The sequence below is a fragment of the Kurthia populi genome (assembly GCF_042686175.1).
Lineage (GTDB): Bacteria > Bacillota > Bacilli > Bacillales_A > Planococcaceae > Kurthia > Kurthia populi.
Genome location: NZ_JBHUOR010000023.1, coordinates 72,473 through 92,364 on the forward strand (window position 1 = coordinate 72,473; position 19,892 = coordinate 92,364).

Consider the following 19,892-nt stretch of genomic DNA (forward strand, 5'->3'; position numbering starts at 1 on the left):
TAGGCAGCTGACAACCAAAAAAAATTTTATTATTTCCAAGGAGGAAAACATTACAATGGCAGGTTTAGGTTTAATCGCAGCAGCATTAGCAGTTGGTTTAGGTGCACTTGGTGCAGGTATTGGTAACGGTCTTATCGTAGGTCGTACAGTAGAAGGTATCGCTCGTCAACCAGAATTAAAAGGTCTTTTACAAACAACAATGTTCATCGGTGTCGCTTTAGTAGAAGCATTACCAATCATCGCGGTAGTAATCGCATTCATCGTAATGAACAAATAATTTCAATTACGATAAAGATGGCGAAGTATTCCTTCGCCATTCCTTTATGTTTTTCCAATAACCTTCTGAGTTACAAGGTTTCTAGCGATAGTTTAGGCGTAGCTCATTTGATTTAACTATTAGTAGAACAAGTGTGTTTTACTTTTTATAACATGTAAGATTTGTGTGTGTAACAATGAATTTTATAAGCTCTTGAAGGGAGTGAAACAATCGTGTTTCTAGATCATCTAGTACTAGGAGCTGCCGGACACCAAGGTGTGAACTGGGGTGATATCGCATTTACCCTTATCATGTTCATTATCTTAATGGCAATCCTTAAGAAAGTTGCATGGGGTCCTTTAATGGGTATCATGCAAAAACGTGAAGAACAAGTCGCAAATGATTTAGACGAAGCTGCAAAGAATCGTCAAGAATCTCAACAACTTTTAGAAGAACAACGTAGCCTTTTAAACAAATCTCAAAACGAAGCACAAGCGATTGTTGAAAACGCTAAGAAACAAGCTGAAATGCAAAAACAAGAGATTGTTTCTGCAGCTAAAAATGAAGCTGTGCGTTTACAAGAATCTGCTAAACGTGATATCGAAGCAGAACGTGAAAAAGCTATCGCTGCAGTACGTGAAGAAGTGGTATCACTTTCAGTACTTGCTGCTTCTAAAGTTCTTTCTAAAGAAGTATCTGAACAAGATAATCGTGCTCTTATCGAAGAAACGATTGCGAAGGCAGGGGAAGCTCGATGAGTCAATCACCAGCAGCTAAACGCTATGCCGAAGCACTTTTTCAATTAGCGAACTCTACGAATTCTGTTGAAGCTGTTACAGCTAACGTCGCAGAAATCAAAAAGGTTTTAGGCGAAGATAATGGCCTTATGGTTTTATTAGATTCTCCTCAAATCCCAGCTACGCAAAAACGTCAACTGTTTGATACAGTTTTCGCTGGCGCAGAGCAAATCGTGCTTAACGCACTTAAAGTAATCCTTGATAAGGGTCGTATCCACGAGTTACCAGCAATCATTAGCGAGTACATGACACTTGCTTACAATGCATCTGGTGCTGCGGAAGCTGTTGTTTATTCAACAACTACCCTAACTGAAGATGAACTTAATCGTATTTCAGCTACTTTTGCTAAAAAAGTTGGCAAAGATACGCTTCATATTACAAATGTAATCGATCCATCATTACTTGGTGGTATCAAAGTACAAGTAGGTAATTTAATTTATGACAGCACTATTGCTACTAAATTAGAAAGCTTAAAACGTACATTAATCGGATAATCCGAAAACAATTTTGAGAGGTGACAAACGTGGGCATCAAAGCTGAAGAAATCAGTGTACTTATTAAACAGCAGATGGAAAATTACCAATCTGAAATGCAAGTAAGCGAAGTAGGTACAATCATCACTGTTGGTGACGGTATCGCTCGTGTTCACGGTCTTGATAACGTTATGTCAGGCGAACTTTTAGAGTTCTCTACAGGCGTTCTTGGTATGGCACAAAACTTAGAAGCAAATAACGTAGGTATCGTTATTCTAGGTCCAAGTGATGGTATCAAAGAAGGCGACGAAGTAAAACGTACAGGCCGTATTATGGAAGTTCCAGTTGGTGAAGAACTAATTGGTCGTGTTGTAAACACATTAGGTTTACCAGTTGATGGATTAGGTCCAATCAACACAACAAAAACTCGTCCTATCGAAAGCCCAGCTTTCGGTGTAATGGCTCGTAAGTCAGTAGACCAACCATTACAAACAGGTATCAAAGCAATCGATGCATTAGTTCCAATTGGCCGTGGTCAACGTGAATTAATCATCGGTGACCGTCAAGTAGGTAAAACATCTGTAGCAGTTGATGCAATCATCAACCAAGCTGACCAAGATGTTATTTGTATCTATGTTGCTATCGGTCAAAAAGAATCTACAGTTCGTAACTTAGTAGAAACTTTACGTGCACACGGTGCATTAGACTACACAATCGTTCTTACTGCAGCAGCATCTTCTCCATCTCCAATGTTATACCTAGCTCCTTATGCTGGTGTATCAATGGCGGAAGAATTAATGCTACAAGGTAAAGACGTATTAATCGTATATGATGATCTTTCTAAGCAAGCAGCAGCTTACCGTGAACTGTCATTATTATTACGTCGTCCTCCAGGTCGTGAAGCTTACCCTGGTGATGTATTCTACCTACACTCTCGTTTATTAGAACGTGCAGCTCGTCTTAACGAAAACTACGGCGGTGGTTCAATCACAGCTCTTCCATTCGTTGAAACACAAGCTGGTGATATCGGTGCTTACATCCCAACAAACGTAATCTCTATCACAGATGGTCAAATCTTCTTACAATCTAACTTATTCAACTCTGGTGTACGCCCAGCGATCAACCCAGGTCTTTCTGTATCTCGTGTTGGTGGTTCTGCGCAAATCAAAGCAATGAAAAAAGTTGCCGGTACATTACGTCTTGACTTAGCTCGTTTCCGCGAACTTGAGTCATTCGCACAATTCGGTTCAGATTTAGATGAAGCGACTACTCGTAGCTTAGAACGTGGTAAACGTACTGTTGAAGTTTTAAAACAAGACTTAAACAAACCAATCCCAGTTCAAAAACAAGTTGCAATCATCTACGCATTAACTAAAGGATTCTTAGATGACGTTCCGGTACAAGATATCGTACGTTTCGAAAACGAATTCAACTTATGGTTAGATGCTAACGATGCAGGCCACAAAAACATTTTAGGTCAAATCAAAGATACTAAAGGTCTTCCAGCAGATGAAGATATGAAAGCTACTATTGAAGCATTCAAAAAAACTTTCGCTCGTTCAGCTGAATAATCTTTCTTGTGACTAACTTAAAATAATAAGGTGGTGAAATATCAATGGCAACATTACGTGAGGTCAAACAACGTATTAACTCTACGAAGTCTACTTCAAAGATTACGCAAGCAATGCATTTAGTATCATCTTCTAAGATGGCACGTGCAGAGCGTAACGCGAAAAAATACGTTCCATATATGAATAAAATTCAAGACGTGGTAGCTGCAATCGCTAACGGTACAGCTGCCTCTCACCCAATGTTAGTAGAACGTCCTGTTAAGAAGACGGCGTATATCGTCATCGCTTCTGACCGTGGACTTGCTGGTGCTTATAATACGAATTCAATTCGTACAGCAATCACTGCAATGGAAGACCGCAAACAATCGAAAGATCAAGCAGTCATCTTCGCAGTAGGTCGTATGGCATCAGACTTCTTCACGAAACAAGGTTATAACGTAGTCGATTCTGAAATCGGTTTACCAGACCAACCTGCTTTCTCTGACATTAAACGTATTGCTCGTACTGCTGTTGGTATGTTCACAGATGGTCAAATTGATGAAGTAGTAATGTGTTATGCGCATTTCGAAAATGCCGTTTCACAAGTGTTCACTGAACGCAAATTACTACCAATCACTGATATCGCACCAGCTACTACAAATGCTTCTTACGAATTCGAGCCATCAGGCGAAGAAATCCTTGAAGTATTACTTCCACAATATGCGGAAAGCCTAGTATACGGTGCATTATTAGATGCGAAAGCTAGTGAACATGCTGCACGTATGACAGCAATGAAAAACGCAACAGACAACGCTAAAGAATTAATTAATGACTTAACAGTATTGTATAACCGCGCGCGTCAAGCGGCGATTACACAAGAAATTACAGAAATCGTTGCAGGTGCAGCTGCCTTAGAATAGGCTCTCACTATGCACTGATCCCTGTAGATTTTGATAGGAGGGAAACGCATAATGAACACAGGACACGTTCTTCAAATTATGGGTGCCGTAGTCGATGTACAATTCGGCGAAGGTACACTACCAGAAATTTATAACGCGCTAACTGTAGAAATTAACAAACCTAACGAAGAACCTACTATTCTTACATTAGAAGTAGCTCTTCATTTAGGTGACAACGCTGTCCGCACGATCGCAATGGCATCAACTGATGGCTTACGTCGTGGTGCAGTCGTAACTGACACAGGTGCTGCAATCTCAGTACCAGTAGGTGAAGAAACTCTAGGCCGCGTATTTAACGTACTAGGCGATCCAATCGATTTAGAAGCAGGTAAAGAACCAGTACCAGCTTCAGTTCGTCGCGATCCAATTCACCGCGAAGCTCCAAAATTCGATGAATTATCTACTTCAGTAGAAATTCTTGAAACAGGTATTAAAGTAGTCGATTTATTAGCTCCTTACATCAAAGGTGGTAAAGTCGGTCTATTCGGTGGTGCCGGTGTAGGTAAAACCGTTTTAATCCAAGAATTAATCAACAACATCGCCAAAGGTCACGGCGGTATCTCAGTATTCGCTGGTGTTGGTGAACGTACTCGTGAAGGTAATGACCTTTACTACGAAATGACTGACGCAGGCGTTATCACTAAAACTGCGATGGTATTCGGTCAAATGAATGAGCCACCAGGTGCTCGTATGCGTGTAGCACTTTCTGGTCTTACAATGGCAGAATACTTCCGTGATGAAATGGGTCAAGACGTACTTCTATTCATAGATAACATCTTCCGTTTCACTCAAGCAGGTTCAGAGGTTTCAGCATTATTAGGTCGTATGCCTTCTGCTGTAGGTTACCAACCAACTCTTGCAACTGAAATGGGTAAATTACAAGAACGTATCACTTCTACTAACAAAGGTTCTGTTACTTCTATTCAAGCGGTATATGTACCAGCCGATGACTACACTGACCCGGCTCCAGCTACAACATTCGCTCACTTAGACTCAACAACTAACCTTGAACGTAAATTATCTGAAATGGGTATCTACCCTGCGGTTGACCCATTAGCTTCAACTTCTCGTGCATTAGCACCTGAAATCGTTGGTCAAGAACACTACGACGTAGCTCGTAAAGTTCAATCAACATTACAACGCTACAATGAATTACAAGATATCATCGCTATCTTAGGTATGGATGAATTATCTGATGACGATAAAGTATTAGTTGGCCGCGCACGTCGTATCCAATTCTTCTTATCTCAAAACTTCCACGTAGCAGAACAATTCACTGGTCAAAAAGGTTCTCTTGTTGCCGTGAAAGATACTATTCAAGGTTTCAAAGAAATTCTTGAAGGTAAATACGATAAATTCCCTGAAGAAGCTTTCCACTTAGTTGGTGGCATCGACGACGTTATCGAAAAAGCTAAAGGCTTAGGCGTAACACTTTAATCAAAGGGACTAGGAGGAAGAAAATATGAAGACCACTGTAGTCAACATTGTCACTCCTGACGGTCCTGTATACGATTCAGCAGCTGCAATGGTAAGTGTTCGTGCTACATCTGGGGAAATGGGGATCTTACCAGGTCACATTCCTACAGTAGCACCACTTGCTATTGGTATTGTACGCGTGAAAACTGCGGACAATAAAACGGAATTAGTAGCTGTTACTGGCGGTTTTGTAGAAATCCGTCCTGAACAAGTTACTATTCTTACACCATCTGCTGAAGTTGCCGAAAATATTGACCTTGCTCGTGCGAAAGAAGCACTTAAACGTGCGGAACAACGCCTGCAAGCGAAAAAAGACGGCATCGATGTTAAGCGCGCTGAGTTAGCTCTTAACCGCGCGATAAATCGTATCAACGTTAAAGAGGGTAACATTTAAGCTCTGTGCTTACTATATAAAACGAGTAGATTTCCGGCCGGGATCTACTCGTTTTTTTTATTCACAGGGACGTGAATAGTTCTGCGTTGCCGCAGGGACGCGGCGGTTTTAGCAGAACCTCATCTTCTTCCGGATGCGAATAGTTCTGCGTTGCTCCTAGGACGGGAGCGAACTTAGCAGAACCACATAGAAAAATGGATGGAAGCCGTTCTGCGTTGCCGCAGGGATGCGGCGGTTTTAGCAGAACCTCCTTTATAAAAGCATTAGGATTCAGTCAGTTCCTTTTAACGTACTACAAAAAAACTTCCTTTATATAGAAGCAACTAACCACAGGAAAATCCATCTCAAAGAATATGTATATGAAGGAATGAATACATCGTAATAGAGAGGGAAAACATTGTTACGAATTAGCGGATAAAGTCAATTTTCTTTCCGAAGCTTTCTGTCGAAAAAATACATCAAATCCATTAGAATATAATATAGAAGAAACTCAAAAAAACTCGACTATGTCTTAAGCAGCAATTAGTCGAGTTTCTATTTTTTAAACTAGGTAATCATAATGAATTGGAGGTTAAGTAGTATGGGTGAGATCTCTACATTAATTGGGCAGAACGCACTGTTCAGTTTATTGTCACATATCTTTTTCATGGCAATTACATTTTATGGATTACAAAGTTTAATGTACAGCCAGTTTTTCAAAAAAAATCATGTCTTTCAAACGCGACTCATTTTAATTCTATTAAGTATTGCCATCGGAGGAGCGGCATCTAGGGTTTTCTTGGAATTTACAGGGTGGGCCAAGCAGCTTAGTTATTTATTTTCGTAAACCGTTTATATTTTGATATAATAGAAACCTGATTGAAAATTTTTTTCTTATAACCTAAGTTGTTTAATTTTATATGACATGAATAATTTACTATTTCCTGGGGAATAATATGATGGAAGTAGGCATCGGTAATAGATTTATGTTAAAATTTATAAAGGCTAATTGAAATTGGTGTTTTGGATGCTTGTCAATCCATAGAAAACCATGTATCATTATATGTGTTTTGCTACTAATAATTGACAACAGACATTAATAATGAATAATGAATAGATGATGAAAATTTTTTTGATATAAATACATTCGGAGGGACAAAAAAGTGGAAAAAATCGTTGTAAAAGGCGGCAATGTTTTGAACGGTACAGTACGAGTAGAGGGCGCTAAAAACGCTGTATTACCAGTACTTGCTGCAACATTACTGGCATCAGAAGGAAAAAATATAATTAAAAATGTACCAAACTTATCAGACGTATATACAATTGATGAAGTGTTAAAAAGCTTAAATGCAGAATTATCATACGATCCAGAAACAAACATTGTAAATATCGATGCATCTAACGAAATTAACTCGGAGGCACAATTTGAGTTTGTACGTAAAATGCGTGCTTCAATCTTAGTAATGGGTCCACTATTAGCTCGTAACGGTTTTGCTCGTGTAGCAATGCCAGGTGGCTGTGCAATCGGTTCTCGTCCAATCGACATCCACTTAAAAGGTTTCGAATTAATGGGTGCTAAAATTACAATGGGTCACGGTTATGTAGAAGCGACAACAGATGGTCGTCTTAAAGGTGCTAAAATCTATATGGACTTCCCATCAGTTGGCGCAACTGAAAACTTAATGACAGCCGCAGCACTTGCAGATGGTACAACAGTTATCGAAAACGCAGCACGCGAACCAGAAATCGTTGACCTTGCAAACTTTATCAACGAAATGGGTGGTAAAGTTGTTGGTGCAGGTACAGACAAAATCCGTATCGAAGGTGTAGAAACATTACACGGTACAACACATAGCATCATTCCAGACCGTATTGAAGCAGGTACTTTCATGGTAGCCGCAGCAATTACTGGTGGCGATGTTATCGTTGAAAATGCAGAAGTTGAGCACATGACAGCTCTAGTAGCGAAAATGCGCGAAATGGGCGTTGAAATTACAGAACTTGAAGATGGTGGCGTTCGCGTTCGCGCAACACATCCTTTAAAAGCAACAGATGTAAAAACAATTCCACACCCTGGGTTCCCAACTGATATGCAATCACAAATGATGTCTCTAATGCTAGTTGCTAAAGGTAGCAGCATGGTGACTGAAACTGTATTTGAAAATCGTTTCATGCACGTGGAAGAATTCCGTCGTATGAACGCAAATGCGAAAATTGATGGTCGCTCAGTAGTAATCGAAGGTCCTACACAATTACAAGGCGCAGAAGTTGCAGCAACTGACTTACGTGCAGCCGCAGCACTTATTCTTGCAGGTCTTGTAGCAGAAGGCGTAACACGCGTTTCTGAACTAAAACATTTAGATCGTGGCTATGTAAACTTCCACGGTAAATTAAAAGCTTTAGGTGCAGATATTGAACGTATCGACACTGAAACAGAAACTACAGACGAAAAAGAACTTCAAAAAGCTTAATCACGCTATTATTTATTTTAAATTTTAACTAAAGCTAAGAAGTGTCTAGAGAGGTTGGCCGTTGCCAATCTCTCTTTTTTATATCTTAAGCCTTACATAGAGTAGATAACTATTATTTAATATTGATATATTAGGACTAATTTCGTTGTGATAACTAACGTTTTGCGTATGAAAGCCTTATAAATTTCACTAAATATACTCTATATTCGTCTTTAATACCTATGATACACTAGTGTGAGTTACGTATGGAATCCAATGAATGTTTTGACGAAATATAGATTATTTACGACATGAAAGGGGAAACATGAGGATGTTTTCAAATGATATCGGTATCGATTTAGGAACGGCGAACGTATTAGTGTATGTTAAAGGACAGGGTGTTGTATTAAATGAGCCTTCAGTCGTAGCGCTAGATCAAAAAACAAAGAAAGTATTAGCTGTTGGTGAAGAAGCGAGACGAATGGTTGGCCGTACGCCAGGTAATATTATAGCAATTCGCCCTCTACAAGACGGAGTTATTGCAGATTTTGATACGACAGAGGCGATGCTGACGCATTTTATTCGCTCACTGAATTTAGGTGGACGCTGGTCAAAAAAACCCCGTATTTTAATTTGCTGCCCAACAAATGTGACGCAAGTTGAGCAAAAAGCGATTCGTGATGTGGCACAACATGCAGGTGGTGCAATGGTTTTCTTAGAAGAGGAGCCTAAGGTAGCTGCGGTTGGCGCTGGGATGGATATTTTTCAGCCATACGGCAATATGGTCATCGATATTGGTGGCGGTACATCGGATATTGCGGTGTTATCGTTAGGTGGCGTTGTGACATCACAGTCCTTAAAAATTGCCGGCAATACATTTGATGCCGATATTGCAGAGTACGTTAAAAAACAGTATAAATTATTGATTGGTGAACATACGGCAGAGCGTATTAAAATAGAGGTTGGGACCGCTGTGAAAGGTCTTCGCAGCGAAGTGACAGACATTCGTGGACGAGATATGATGAATGGCTTACCACGTACGGTGCAAATTTCTTCAGATGAAATTTTTGACGCACTGTGCGATTCGATTCGACATATCGTACAAGGCGCAAAAAATGTACTCGAAAAAACACCACCAGAGCTATCAGCGGATATTATTGACCGCGGCATTATGCTCACAGGTGGTGGTGCCTTACTTCATGGCTTAGACCAACTATTAACTGACGAATTATTCGTACCGGTATTTGTGGCGGATAATGCCATGAGCTGTGTAGCGGATGGCACCGGTATTTTATTAGAAAATATGGACCGTATTTCAAAAACGAAAAAAACGATTGAGGCTTAACGAGGAGGTATAAACGATGTTTAAAGGGTTTTACACAGCTACAACAGGGATGATTGCACAGCAGCGCCGTACAGAAATGCTCTCAAATAATATTGCAAATGCATCAACGCCAGGCTATAAGGCGGATCAATCGACGGTGCGCGCATTTCCGAATATGCTGCTGTCAGCAATTGAGAAAAACGGAAAGGCCAATTTACAAAATGGTTTTAATCCTATGTCCGTCCAGCAAATCGGTACACTCGGAACGGGTGTCTATATGCAGGAAACGATTCCGGATTATACACAGGGGCAATTAGTGCAAACGGATTTAAAATCAGATGTCGCATTAGTTGATGAATATTTACCAGTTCGAGGCGATGGAAGCCGCACAGGTGGGCTATATTTCCGTCTACAAACAGATGGCCAGGAAGCGTATACTAGAAATGGGAACTTTACTGTTGATAGCCAAGGCTCGCTCGTAACATCGGGCGGTAACTATGTGTTATCAACAACAGGAGAGCCGATTCGAGTGACATCAGATGATTATACAATCACAGAGGATGGTCGCGTACTCGAAAATAATGAACTTATTGCGCAAATTGACGTCGCATATGTAGAAGACCCGGATAGGTTAATAAAACAAGATAATGGGTTATACTATACAGAGGATGGCAATGAATTAACATCAGCGTATGATGATAATGATATTGCGTTTTCTATGCGACAAGGCTATATTGAGCAATCAAATGTTGATGCAGGCTCGACAATGACCGAAATGATGTCCGCTTATCGCTCATTTGAAGCGAATCAAAAAATGCTACAAGCTTATGACCGCAGTATGGATAAGGCGGTTAATGAGATTGGGAAAGTATAGGGGGCAGAAATAAATGGTTAATCGTACGATGCTGTCAGCAGCGAATACAATGTCGCAATTACAATCGAAAATTGATATTATTGGGAATAACTTGGCGAATACAGATACGTCAGGGTATAAGTCTAAGAATGCTACATTTGGTGAGCTATTATATCAACAATTTAACAATGACAAGGCAGACGAAGCACCTCGTCAGACAGCTTTAGGCATTCGTATGGGCGTTGGCGCGCAAATTGCGCAAACACAGCTTGTAACGAAGCAAGGGAGCTTAAAAACGACAGATCGCTACTTGGATTTTGCCTTTACCGATGAAAATCTTTTCTTCAATGTGCAAATGAATAATCACCAGCTAGATGGCGAGCCAGCACAAATTGTTTGGACAAGACAAGGGGACTTCCAATTGTCTGCAAATGACGATGGCACGTCAAATTTAGTCGATGAAAGTGGTAACGATGTGCTCGATGCAGATGGCGAGCCGATTCAATTTAAAGGTGATTTAAAGGACATTCGCATGGACAATAACGGTGTCATGCAAGTGGCGTATACAGATGGCTCAACAGAGCGTATTGCATTTAGTGTCACAAAAGTGAACCGTCCAGAAATCTTATCGCATTTATCAGGCACGTATTTTACACTTCCTGAAAATGCTGGCGACCTAGACGTTGATGGAGCGATGGAACAATTAGTTGGTAATAATCGAAATCAAATTGCGCTTGAAAATGGTGTGATTGAATCGTCAAATGTTGATACATCGAAGGAAATGAGTGACTTGATTCAAACACAGCGCTCATATCAATTTAATGCTCGTACCGTTTCGATGGCGGACCAAATGATGGGACTTGTAAATAGCATTCGATAACAGAATGAAGGAGTTATTTGAATGACAGAGGAAACAAAACAAACGCGTATGCAAAAGCGTCAGGATCGTAAAGTGAAGAAAGAAAAACGCGTACAAGAGGAGCTACCACAAGATGTGCTAACAGAGCAACCCGTCGTATCGATTGGATTTGCTTCATGGATTACACGAATTTTAATCGTTGTTGTATTATTTTTAGTCGTGGCGCTAGTAGGCTCAATGATTGGCTATGGTGTGATTGGTGATGGTAATCCATTACAAGTATTAACCCCTGGAACATGGACGCACATCTTTGACATCATGAATGGTAAAATGGATTAATTATGGTATACTATTAGTATCAGGTAATAAATTACTGGGAGGTACTAATTTTTATGTTAAATGCATCAGAAATTCAAGCAATTTTACCGCACCGCTATCCGTTTTTACTCGTTGATCGTATTACGGAAATGGAAGAAGGGGTACGCGCTGTTGGTTTAAAAAATGTCTCGGTTAATGAACCATTTTTCCAAGGGCATTTCCCTGGATATCCAGTAATGCCGGGTGTATTAATCGTTGAGGCACTTGCACAAGTTGGTGGCGTTGCGCTACTTTCTAAAGATGAATTCAAAGGGCATTTAGCCTTTTTAACAGGAATTGATAATGCGCGTTTTAAACGCCAAGTAACTCCTGGCGATCAATTAAAAATGGAAGTTGAATTCACAAGACTACGTCGTCAAATGGGCAAAGGACATGCTACTGCGACAGTTGATGGTGAGCTTGTTTGTGAATGTGATATTTTATTTGCAATTGGACCGAAAGCAGAATAAAAAAAGAAGGCTTCCAAAAGGAGGCCTTCTTTTTTTAAGCTTTTATGCGCGGGCGACGTTTCATATCATGTTGGAATTGTGTCAGTAATTCCTCGCCAGTGAGCCCGGTACTAATTAAGTGCGCCAATAATAGCTCGGCGTATTGCTGACGATTTTGCGTTTTCAATGTGCCTTTAAATAAAATCGATAAACGGCCATCACTCGTATGTTCGAGTTGCTGTACGAGCACGCGGAATGCAGCGGGCTCGTTGTCTGGATACGAAATAACAGCGCGTGCCTCTAAAATCGTATCCGTACCAATGTACGCTTTGAAATCATCCTCATAGCTTGCATCTACGAGGATTTCGAGCACCCATGATTGGTGGCTACTTTCTTGGTTAATAATAATACCATCTTCAAGCGGGTATTTTTTAAAGCTATCGTTTTGAAACACTTCAAAGGACATCAATTTAAACGTTTTCACATGATTCATCGCCTTTCGTTATAAAGAGTCGTATTAAAAGTATACCATATGCGATATTTGAGAAAACAGCCGGTGCAAAGAGAGAAAAGTGCGCATCGCTTTGAAATCATCTGCAAAATGATGTGATTTTTCATTTATGACGATTCGAGCTTTAAAGGCCTCTATCGTATAGTAAGCGCATGGAGGTGATTCAACTGAATCAAGTTGCTTGTGTTGGACGAATTACAAAGGATTTAGATGTACGCTATGTTGGTGATAAACAGCAGGCAGTCGCACGCTTTTCAATCGCTGTATCTCGTAATTTTAAAAATAAACAGGGAGTGATTGAGGCTGACTTTTTATCATGTAATGTATGGGGGAAAGATGCTGAAAATATGCAGAAATATTGTGGCAAGGGGTCCCTCGTTAGTGTGATAGGCCGCCTGCAAAGTAACTCATACACGAATAAACAAAATGAACGCGTCTACACGACGGAGATTGTCGTTTCAGATGTACGCTTTTTATCATCAAAGAAGAAAATCACAGATGGAAATTCACCGATGCTACCTGATGCTGAGCTGCTATCGCATTTTACGACACCAGAAAATTTACCCGTTTGAACTACCCCCACTTAGCGTTTTCACGATCTCGCTTGAAGTGGGGGATTCCTACGAACAGTGCATGCTTGTTCCTCTTTGCTCGAAACAGCGGCTTCACTTCTATTAGTAGGCTAGCCCCGTAGTCCCTACGGTTGGGTTGCTTCAAAAAGGCGTAATCCTTCTGCTAAAATGTTGCGACTTGCATTGATGTCGCGGTCGAGTGTCGTGTGACATGATGAACAAGTCCATTCGCGGATTTCTAAGGCTTTCTTGCCATCATGATGCCCACATACATGGCATAGTTGGCTTGATGGGAAGAAGCGATTGGTTTTCACGATTGTTCGGCCATACCACTTCGCTTTGTACATCAGTTTTTGCACAAACGAAGACCAGGATACGTCACTAATCGCTTTTGCTAGTTTATGATTTTTCAGCATGCCTTTGGTGTTCAAATCTTCGATACAAATGACATCGTACTGACGAATGAATGCCGTCGTCAACTTGTGTAAGAAGTCCTCTCGCTGAAACGCCACTTTTTCACGCAAACGCGCCACTTTACGGCGTTGTTTTTGGTAGTTCATGCAGTCTCGTAAAACCTGGTTGTCTTTTTTCGCTTGTTCGTAACGGCGTGAAAGTTTTCGTTGCTCACGTTTTAACTTTTGTTCCATCTTAGCCGTAAAGCGTTGGTTATCCACTTTACGCGCATCCGAAAGAATCGCGAAATCGGTAATGCCTAAATCAATGCCAATTGCTTGATGTGTTTTTGGCAGGGGGTGAAATTCGGGGACCTCGCACGTAATGGACACCGAGAAACGACCACTCGCGTGATAATGAATCGTTGCGCGCATAATCCGTCCTTCGAGCGCGCGTGTTTGTTTGAATTTCACGAGTCCTAGTTTGGGTAACTTGATTTTGTTACCGACAATCGCGATATTATGATTCGTATTTTTAGTCGTATAGCTTTGCACGGCGTTTTTCTTGCTTTTGAAACGCGGATAGTTGTTTTGTTTCTTGAAAAAACGCCCAAATGCATCCACAAGCTGTTCACAGGAGGTTTGTAGGGCCACACTATCTACGTTGCGCAACCAGGCTGTGTCGTCCTGTTTTTTCAGTTTTGTCAGCAGTTTAGACATACTGGAGCGATTTAAGCCTTTTCCTTCTTCTTTGTATGTTGTATTCCATAATGAAAGAAAATGGTTATAGACAAAACGACAATGACCGTGCGTTTGATGAATCAACGCTTGTTGGTCTTTGTTCGGATAGAGACGAAATGGGTATGCTTTGTAGATCATGGCGAACACCTCCTTGTTTGCCTTCTAGTTTAACACAAACAAACGTTCTATTTCTACTTTTAAGCACCGCATTCATCACCCACCTACTCGCTCCACGCGTTGAGGAGGGTGTCTTCTGCGAAAAAATGATAAAAAAAGGCTCCCTGTATTCGTAGGGAGCCTTGCGTCATTCATTAGAAGGAGAAGCTTAGTAAGTCTTCGAGTTCCTTATCATTTAATTCGGTCAGCCAATTACTTGACTGAATAAGCTGTTCAGATAAAGCTTGTTTTTCCGTTAGTAACGCATCGATTTTTTCTTCAATTGTGCCCGTCGTCATAAATTTATGCACATGGACAAATTGCGTTTGACCGATACGGTAGGCACGGTCTGTTGCTTGATTTTCAACGGCAGGGTTCCACCAGCGATCGGCGTGAAGTACATGGTTTGCGGCTGTTAAGTTTAAGCCCGTCCCACCCGCTTTTAATGACAGAATGAAAATAGGGAAGTCCCCACGCTGGAAGGATTCGACGAAATGGTCACGCTGCTGCTTCGGCATACTTCCTGTTAGGAACGGCACGTCGATATCATACAGCTCAGAGAAGCAGTGCTGCATTAAATGCCCCATGCCAATGTATTGTGTAAAGATTAAGCATTGCTCACCGTTTTGCACGATTTCGGCACCGAGTGATACGAGACGCTCTAATTTTTCAGAACGATGAATCATATCCTCCGCATTATCAAATGGCTCTTTTAAGTAAAGGGCCGGGTGATTACACAGTTGCTTTAATTTGCCGAGCATTTTTAAAATAAGCCCTTTGCGTTCAAAGCCCGTTAGCGTTTCAAGCTTATGCATCGTTTCTTGAATATAGCTTTCATAAAGAACGGCTTGCTCCTCGGTTAATGGACAATATTCACGCTGCTCAATTTTATCTGGTAGATTCAGTTGAAGCTCTGGATCTTGTTTTGTTCGACGTAATAAGAACGGCTGGATTTTTCGGCGTAGCTGCTCTTTCACTTCATCATTATTATCACGCTCAATTGGCGCGATAAAGTTTTCTTGGAAGCGCGAGAAGCTACCAAGATAGCCTTTGTAAATAAAGTCGAAAATCGCCCATAGCTCAGACAGACGGTTTTCAACAGGCGTTCCTGTTAGGGCAATATGATGTGTACCGCGTAAACGACGAATTGCTTTTGATTGCTTCGTATTCATATTTTTAATATTTTGGGCTTCATCAAGCGTCACATTCGCCCAGGCTAAATCTTCTAGCATCTCAATATCCTGTGTCACCGTACCATACGTCGTCAAAATGATTTGGACATTATCGCGTTCGATCGTTTGCATGAAGTCCTGCTCTTTTAAGCGTTTTGCACCGTAATGCAAATACGTATTCAGAGAAGGCGCAAAGCGTTCTAATTCTTTTTGCCAGTTTCCTAGCACCGATGTCGGACAGATGATAAGCGTTGGTTCTGTCGCCGTTTCGTATACATGCAGTAAATACGAAATAAGCTGAATCGTTTTCCCAAGCCCCATATCATCCGCTAGGCAGGCACCGAATTTTTGCTCACGCATAAATACAAGCCAGTCAAAGCCGACCTGCTGATACGGACGTAGCTCAGCATGCAATGTTTTAGGCAGTGGAATTTCAGGAAGTCCCTGCTTATCAATGATTTTTTGCATATAATCTTTTAGCGAACGCTGTAGCTCAAATTGCAGCACAGGGTCATCTAAATAATCTTCCTCTTCTAATTCAAGTGGAATCGTCAAATCCTTGCCGATATCTTTAAAGAGTAAATCGCGCACCGTCCAGTTTTCGTTTTCGGCTTTCTCCATCAGCTTGCGTATTTCTTGCATCCATGCTGCATCCACGCGAATCCATTCTGTACCTGCACGAATAAACTCACGATTTTCAGCGACCATTTTTTCAAAATCATCCGCGCTGACCTCGTGCCCATCAAGTGATAGCTTCCAGTTGAATGTTAAAATCTCATCCAGACCAGCTGCTGATTTATAGTTTGAGGCAGTAGAGGCGCTTGCCTGTACTTTCATACGTGATTCTTTTAATTCTTTTAGCCAACCAGGCAGAACAATTTCAAAGCCAAGTGCCTGTAAGTAAATAAAGTCGCTACGTAAAAATTCACGCACATCACGATCTGCTAATTTCACATGGATAAATTGTGCATTCGTTAGATTTTCACCATATATTCTTCTCTGTAGTAACTTCAGCATTTGCGATTGCAGCTCACGTACTTGAGCGCTATAGTCGGCCCACTTAGAGGGTAATGCGTTTTCAATGGATAGTGCTTGTTTACGTGCTGGCACAGCCCAGTAGCTCGCTGATTTTTTCGCACGTAGTACGGTTTCTAGTGTCCAATCGCTTTCGCCTTCTTCGGGCTCACTTAGACGTAATGCGACAACGAGTGTATCATCAATTTGTTTATCTTGAAGCGGCCAGCCACCATCTTTAAATAATGGAATCAATGCGTCTAAATCGTCAAAGCGTAAGCCCTCATCGACAAGCTTCTGCGTTAGGGCAAGCTCTAGCAGATGATTGATTTCTTTATCCTCTAACGAAAGGTGAATCGTATCCTCTTTTAATGACACATAATCCCAAAGCGAAGGGCTATACCAATAATTGCCCGCACGTGTTGCCGCATCTAGTACATCTTGGTCATGCAGTGATTTCCCGCTATACGTTGCGAATGGGTGAAGCTGATTAGGGGAGAATAGCTCGATCATTTCAAGTGGTGATAATAAAATCGAATCCTCTGTTGTATTAGCTGTTAAGCCGAAAAAGCCACGCTCATAGCGGAAGTATAAAAAGGGTACCCAGTCCTCCGCTTTTAATGCTGTACCAGTTGAGGCATCATATGCAGAAAGCGAGTAGACATGATTAAATTCTGAGATTTCTAGCATAAATGACTTTAAAAAAGTGCTTGGTACATGCTTTGTCATTGTCATAGCATTAAGTTTCCTTTCTCGATTTCTTCTTGTAAGGCACGTAAACGCTTATAACTTTGTTTTAACGTCGTTACATAATCATTCCAAAATTCATTTTTCGCCGATTTTTTCGCGGCAGTTTTCATCTTTTTCCATACACGAACGGCCTGTTTATAATGCTGACGTGATTTTTGATTCACTTCATTCATCGCAAGCGTATGATAAAGCGGCAGTAGGGCCTCTGGTTTTTGCTCAAGCATATCGCGTAGCCCACAAAGCTCTAAGTAGCTAAGTGAAGAGGGGAAGCGCTGATGGAGGGCAGACCATTCGATATAACGTTCTTTTTTTATTAAATAGCGTGAATACGGCTGAATGCCATACATGCCAGAAGCGGCAAATAGCAATTCATTTTCCTCATCTGTTAAATTAATTTGCTTACAAAGCTCGTTAAATTCATTAACAAATGCGGAACGATAGCGCGTCGCTAGCCATTCATTAATAAAGGCATCGACATGTGGAAGCATCGCGCGCACAATCATCGCAAGCATATCGTCATAGCCGTTACGATTCGCAAAATGTGCTAAATCGGTCCACACAAGTAACTGCTTCGCCTCAATCGACTCAAGCATCGCCGCAAAGTCATCGCGTTTATCAAGCATAATGTAAAACATCGCATACACCGCATTGATGTCGACATCGTCTGCAATATGACGCTCATTTTGTAGCATTAAAAGCTCTGCCTCACGTGAGCGTTTATCCTGAAACATCGATTCCCAGAACAACGTATAAATAGTTAAGCGCTCATCAAAATAGCCTTCCTGGTGCAGCAAGAAGTAATTGACGACCTGCTGTAGGCTCTCATAAAAAGGGTCCAACGCAAAAAGGCGTGATTTATTCGCGCATTGGCGAATAAATTCTTTCATTTTATCTGCCTCATGCTCAATGAAATTAATATAAAATGAGCGAGAAGCTTCTGTTGACGTGCTTAAATGCTTCCACGTATGCGACAATAGCGCAACATGTGTGAAGAGCTGATACATACTGCTCCATTCACGCTCAAGCGGGGTATAGCGGAAAATTTGCTGTTGCATATCTGAAAAAATACTTTCTAGTAAATACGGATTAAGCTTTTGTTGATTGTATAAATTTTGGCGATACACTTGTTGTACAAGCTTTAGCCATGACTCCGGTGTACGTTCTTCATTTAAAAGGCGTAGCTGTACACTTTTTTTGTTCCGAAAATCTTCTAACCACTGCGATAATGAATCGACATATTGATAAAGCGTAAACATCGCTGCTAATTGGTGGCGGCAAGGTTTTTTTGTCGGGCAGTCGCATGATAATTTCTCATCCTCTACGACGATTGTAACCGTCGGCGTACCAGCATCTTGCACAGCAAATTGTAGACGTCCCAATTCAGCGCGGAAGCTGCGTAATTTTACATAGTTGTGGCGTGCTAAGAAGGCAGCACGGCGAACCGTTTCCTCATCCTGTTCATTCGAGGAATCGAGTTCAAGGCTAAGTTCTAGCATTTTATTGCGTAAAAAATCTTCATATAAATGAGCGATTTCTGAAACGTTTGTATTCATGTTTATAATCCCGTCCTCAAAAAAAATCTTTCTCTCCATTATATGCCCATTCAGGTGATGCGTAAATGTTTTCGATTGAAACAACATTTCTTCTAGTTAAAATGTTGGATTTCAATCAGAATATGTGTGAAAACATGTAAATGGTGGTATTATATAAGTAGTCAGAATATTGCAATAGGACAGTGCGTGACTTTCCTCATGATTCATCCTCAATTCTTATTGCAAGATATCGATCACTTAATAGGACTCCGTTAGCATTAAGGATTAATCATTCCTTGTTAAAAGGAGGGGAACAGCATGTTACAAATCCGTCGAATCGAACCGTTCTATACAAAACGCGTAGGGGACCGTTTAAAACTTGTGTTTGCCTATCAATATTTCTCCGTGTTAAAAGATGATGAGTTATTTAATTTTATTCCAGTCGAAGGGAAAGAGATTATTATTAATCTCAAAACGCTACAAGTCGAAAACTTATCCGATGTTTTCGTTTTTCAACGAGGTAGCCGCTTTATCCGCCTACCGTTGTATCAATTATTGCTCGTCTCTAACATCCATGATCATCTTCAAAAGATTTTAGATGACCTAGAGCTGAAAAAAGAGCAGAAAGAGGCACGCGCAGCGGCACACTCAGAGTTTGAGCTGTTGTTTAATGAAATGGAAAACCAAAATCGCCTCCACTTAATTGATGTAGCGCTCGATCGTCGGGATAAAAATTTATTTGATGACTTAACCAACATGCGTTAAAGGAGCGATTGACATTTTAAAAAGTTACTACAGTCAATAACAGGCATCTATGTAATCGCTCATAGATGCCTGCTTTTTTGTCGAAAAAAAGGTCACTGTGCCGATAGTAGA

Annotated in this window: 20 protein-coding genes; 16 read left to right on the plus strand and 4 right to left on the minus strand. The window is 40.9% G+C overall.

From position 1 onward, the window contains the following. Positions 1–55 precede the first annotated feature (55 nt). From atpE to fabZ, 14 genes are all read left to right on the plus strand, one after another. Positions 56–277, plus strand: coding sequence for a F0F1 ATP synthase subunit C (atpE, locus tag ACFSY7_RS04315; RefSeq protein WP_020189102.1), 222 nt, complete (start codon positions 56–58; stop codon positions 275–277). 212 nt (positions 278–489) lie between these two features. After that, positions 490–1,014 (plus strand): F0F1 ATP synthase subunit B, encoded by a 525-nt coding sequence (gene atpF, locus ACFSY7_RS04320; protein WP_020189103.1) that lies wholly within the window; start codon positions 490–492, stop codon positions 1,012–1,014. Then, on the plus strand, positions 1,011–1,547 hold the full coding sequence (locus ACFSY7_RS04325; protein WP_020189104.1) for a F0F1 ATP synthase subunit delta: 537 nt from the start codon (positions 1,011–1,013) through the stop codon (positions 1,545–1,547). The genes atpF and ACFSY7_RS04325 overlap by 4 nt, the downstream gene beginning before the upstream one ends. 29 nt (positions 1,548–1,576) lie before the next feature. After that, positions 1,577–3,097 (plus strand): F0F1 ATP synthase subunit alpha, encoded by a 1,521-nt coding sequence (gene atpA, locus ACFSY7_RS04330; protein ID WP_126990933.1) that lies wholly within the window; start codon positions 1,577–1,579, stop codon positions 3,095–3,097. Between the two features lie 44 nt (positions 3,098–3,141). After that, positions 3,142–3,996 (plus strand): ATP synthase F1 subunit gamma, encoded by an 855-nt coding sequence (atpG, locus tag ACFSY7_RS04335; RefSeq protein ID WP_020189106.1) that lies wholly within the window; start codon positions 3,142–3,144, stop codon positions 3,994–3,996. A gap of 51 nt (positions 3,997–4,047) precedes the next feature. Continuing rightward, on the plus strand, positions 4,048–5,472 hold the full coding sequence (gene atpD / locus ACFSY7_RS04340) for a F0F1 ATP synthase subunit beta (protein WP_020189107.1): 1,425 nt from the start codon (positions 4,048–4,050) through the stop codon (positions 5,470–5,472). Between the two features lie 25 nt (positions 5,473–5,497). Next, positions 5,498–5,905 carry a F0F1 ATP synthase subunit epsilon gene (locus ACFSY7_RS04345; protein ID WP_380146974.1) on the plus strand — a complete coding sequence of 136 codons (408 nt, stop codon included), beginning with the start codon at positions 5,498–5,500 and terminating at the stop codon, positions 5,903–5,905. A gap of 580 nt (positions 5,906–6,485) precedes the next feature. Beyond that, on the plus strand, positions 6,486–6,731 hold the full coding sequence (locus ACFSY7_RS04350; protein WP_380146975.1) for a DUF1146 family protein: 246 nt from the start codon (positions 6,486–6,488) through the stop codon (positions 6,729–6,731). A 316-nt stretch (positions 6,732–7,047) separates the two neighbouring features. Then, positions 7,048–8,355 carry a UDP-N-acetylglucosamine 1-carboxyvinyltransferase gene (gene murA, locus ACFSY7_RS04355; protein ID WP_380146976.1) on the plus strand — a complete coding sequence of 436 codons (1,308 nt, stop codon included), beginning with the start codon at positions 7,048–7,050 and terminating at the stop codon, positions 8,353–8,355. A gap of 310 nt (positions 8,356–8,665) precedes the next feature. Further along, positions 8,666–9,679: a rod shape-determining protein MreB gene (gene mreB, locus ACFSY7_RS04360; protein WP_380146977.1), complete on the plus strand. Its 1,014-nt coding sequence runs from the start codon at positions 8,666–8,668 to the stop codon at positions 9,677–9,679. Positions 9,680–9,695: 16 nt separating this feature from the next. Then, positions 9,696–10,532, plus strand: a complete 837-nt coding sequence (locus ACFSY7_RS04365) for a flagellar hook-basal body protein (RefSeq protein WP_126990929.1) — start codon at positions 9,696–9,698, stop codon at positions 10,530–10,532. Positions 10,533–10,545: 13 nt separating this feature from the next. Beyond that, entirely contained in the window at positions 10,546–11,391 is an 846-nt protein-coding gene (locus ACFSY7_RS04370; protein WP_380146978.1) for a flagellar hook-basal body protein, read from the plus strand. 21 nt (positions 11,392–11,412) lie between these two features. Continuing rightward, the gene (locus tag ACFSY7_RS04375) at positions 11,413–11,709 is read left to right on the plus strand and encodes a DNA-directed RNA polymerase subunit beta (protein WP_380146979.1); all 297 of its coding nucleotides are present in this window, start codon (positions 11,413–11,415) and stop codon (positions 11,707–11,709) included. Between the two features lie 53 nt (positions 11,710–11,762). Next, positions 11,763–12,197: a 3-hydroxyacyl-ACP dehydratase FabZ gene (fabZ, locus tag ACFSY7_RS04380; protein ID WP_020189115.1), complete on the plus strand. Its 435-nt coding sequence runs from the start codon at positions 11,763–11,765 to the stop codon at positions 12,195–12,197. A gap of 34 nt (positions 12,198–12,231) precedes the next feature. Here fabZ and ACFSY7_RS04385 read toward each other — a convergent pair whose 3' ends face one another. Then, positions 12,232–12,660 carry a YwpF family protein gene (locus ACFSY7_RS04385; protein WP_380146980.1) on the minus strand — a complete coding sequence of 143 codons (429 nt, stop codon included), beginning with the start codon at positions 12,658–12,660 and terminating at the stop codon, positions 12,232–12,234. 179 nt (positions 12,661–12,839) lie between these two features. Between ACFSY7_RS04385 and ACFSY7_RS04390 the strand changes: the two genes are divergently transcribed. Then, positions 12,840–13,259, plus strand: a complete 420-nt coding sequence (locus tag ACFSY7_RS04390; RefSeq protein ID WP_083851411.1) for a single-stranded DNA-binding protein — start codon at positions 12,840–12,842, stop codon at positions 13,257–13,259. 125 nt (positions 13,260–13,384) lie between these two features. Here ACFSY7_RS04390 and tnpB read toward each other — a convergent pair whose 3' ends face one another. The 3 genes from tnpB to ACFSY7_RS04405 form a co-directional block, all read right to left on the minus strand. After that, positions 13,385–14,530 (minus strand): IS200/IS605 family element RNA-guided endonuclease TnpB, encoded by a 1,146-nt coding sequence (tnpB, locus tag ACFSY7_RS04395; protein WP_380146981.1) that lies wholly within the window; start codon positions 14,528–14,530, stop codon positions 13,385–13,387. A gap of 173 nt (positions 14,531–14,703) precedes the next feature. Next, positions 14,704–17,469 carry a DEAD/DEAH box helicase gene (locus tag ACFSY7_RS04400; protein WP_380146982.1) on the minus strand — a complete coding sequence of 922 codons (2,766 nt, stop codon included), beginning with the start codon at positions 17,467–17,469 and terminating at the stop codon, positions 14,704–14,706. After that, positions 17,466–19,037 carry an SWIM zinc finger family protein gene (locus ACFSY7_RS04405; RefSeq protein ID WP_380146983.1) on the minus strand — a complete coding sequence of 524 codons (1,572 nt, stop codon included), beginning with the start codon at positions 19,035–19,037 and terminating at the stop codon, positions 17,466–17,468. The genes ACFSY7_RS04400 and ACFSY7_RS04405 overlap by 4 nt, the downstream gene beginning before the upstream one ends. Before the next feature lie 297 nt (positions 19,038–19,334). Between ACFSY7_RS04405 and ACFSY7_RS04410 the strand changes: the two genes are divergently transcribed. Then, positions 19,335–19,781 carry a transcriptional regulator gene (locus tag ACFSY7_RS04410; protein WP_020189120.1) on the plus strand — a complete coding sequence of 149 codons (447 nt, stop codon included), beginning with the start codon at positions 19,335–19,337 and terminating at the stop codon, positions 19,779–19,781. The last annotated feature ends 111 nt before the right edge of the window (positions 19,782–19,892 follow it).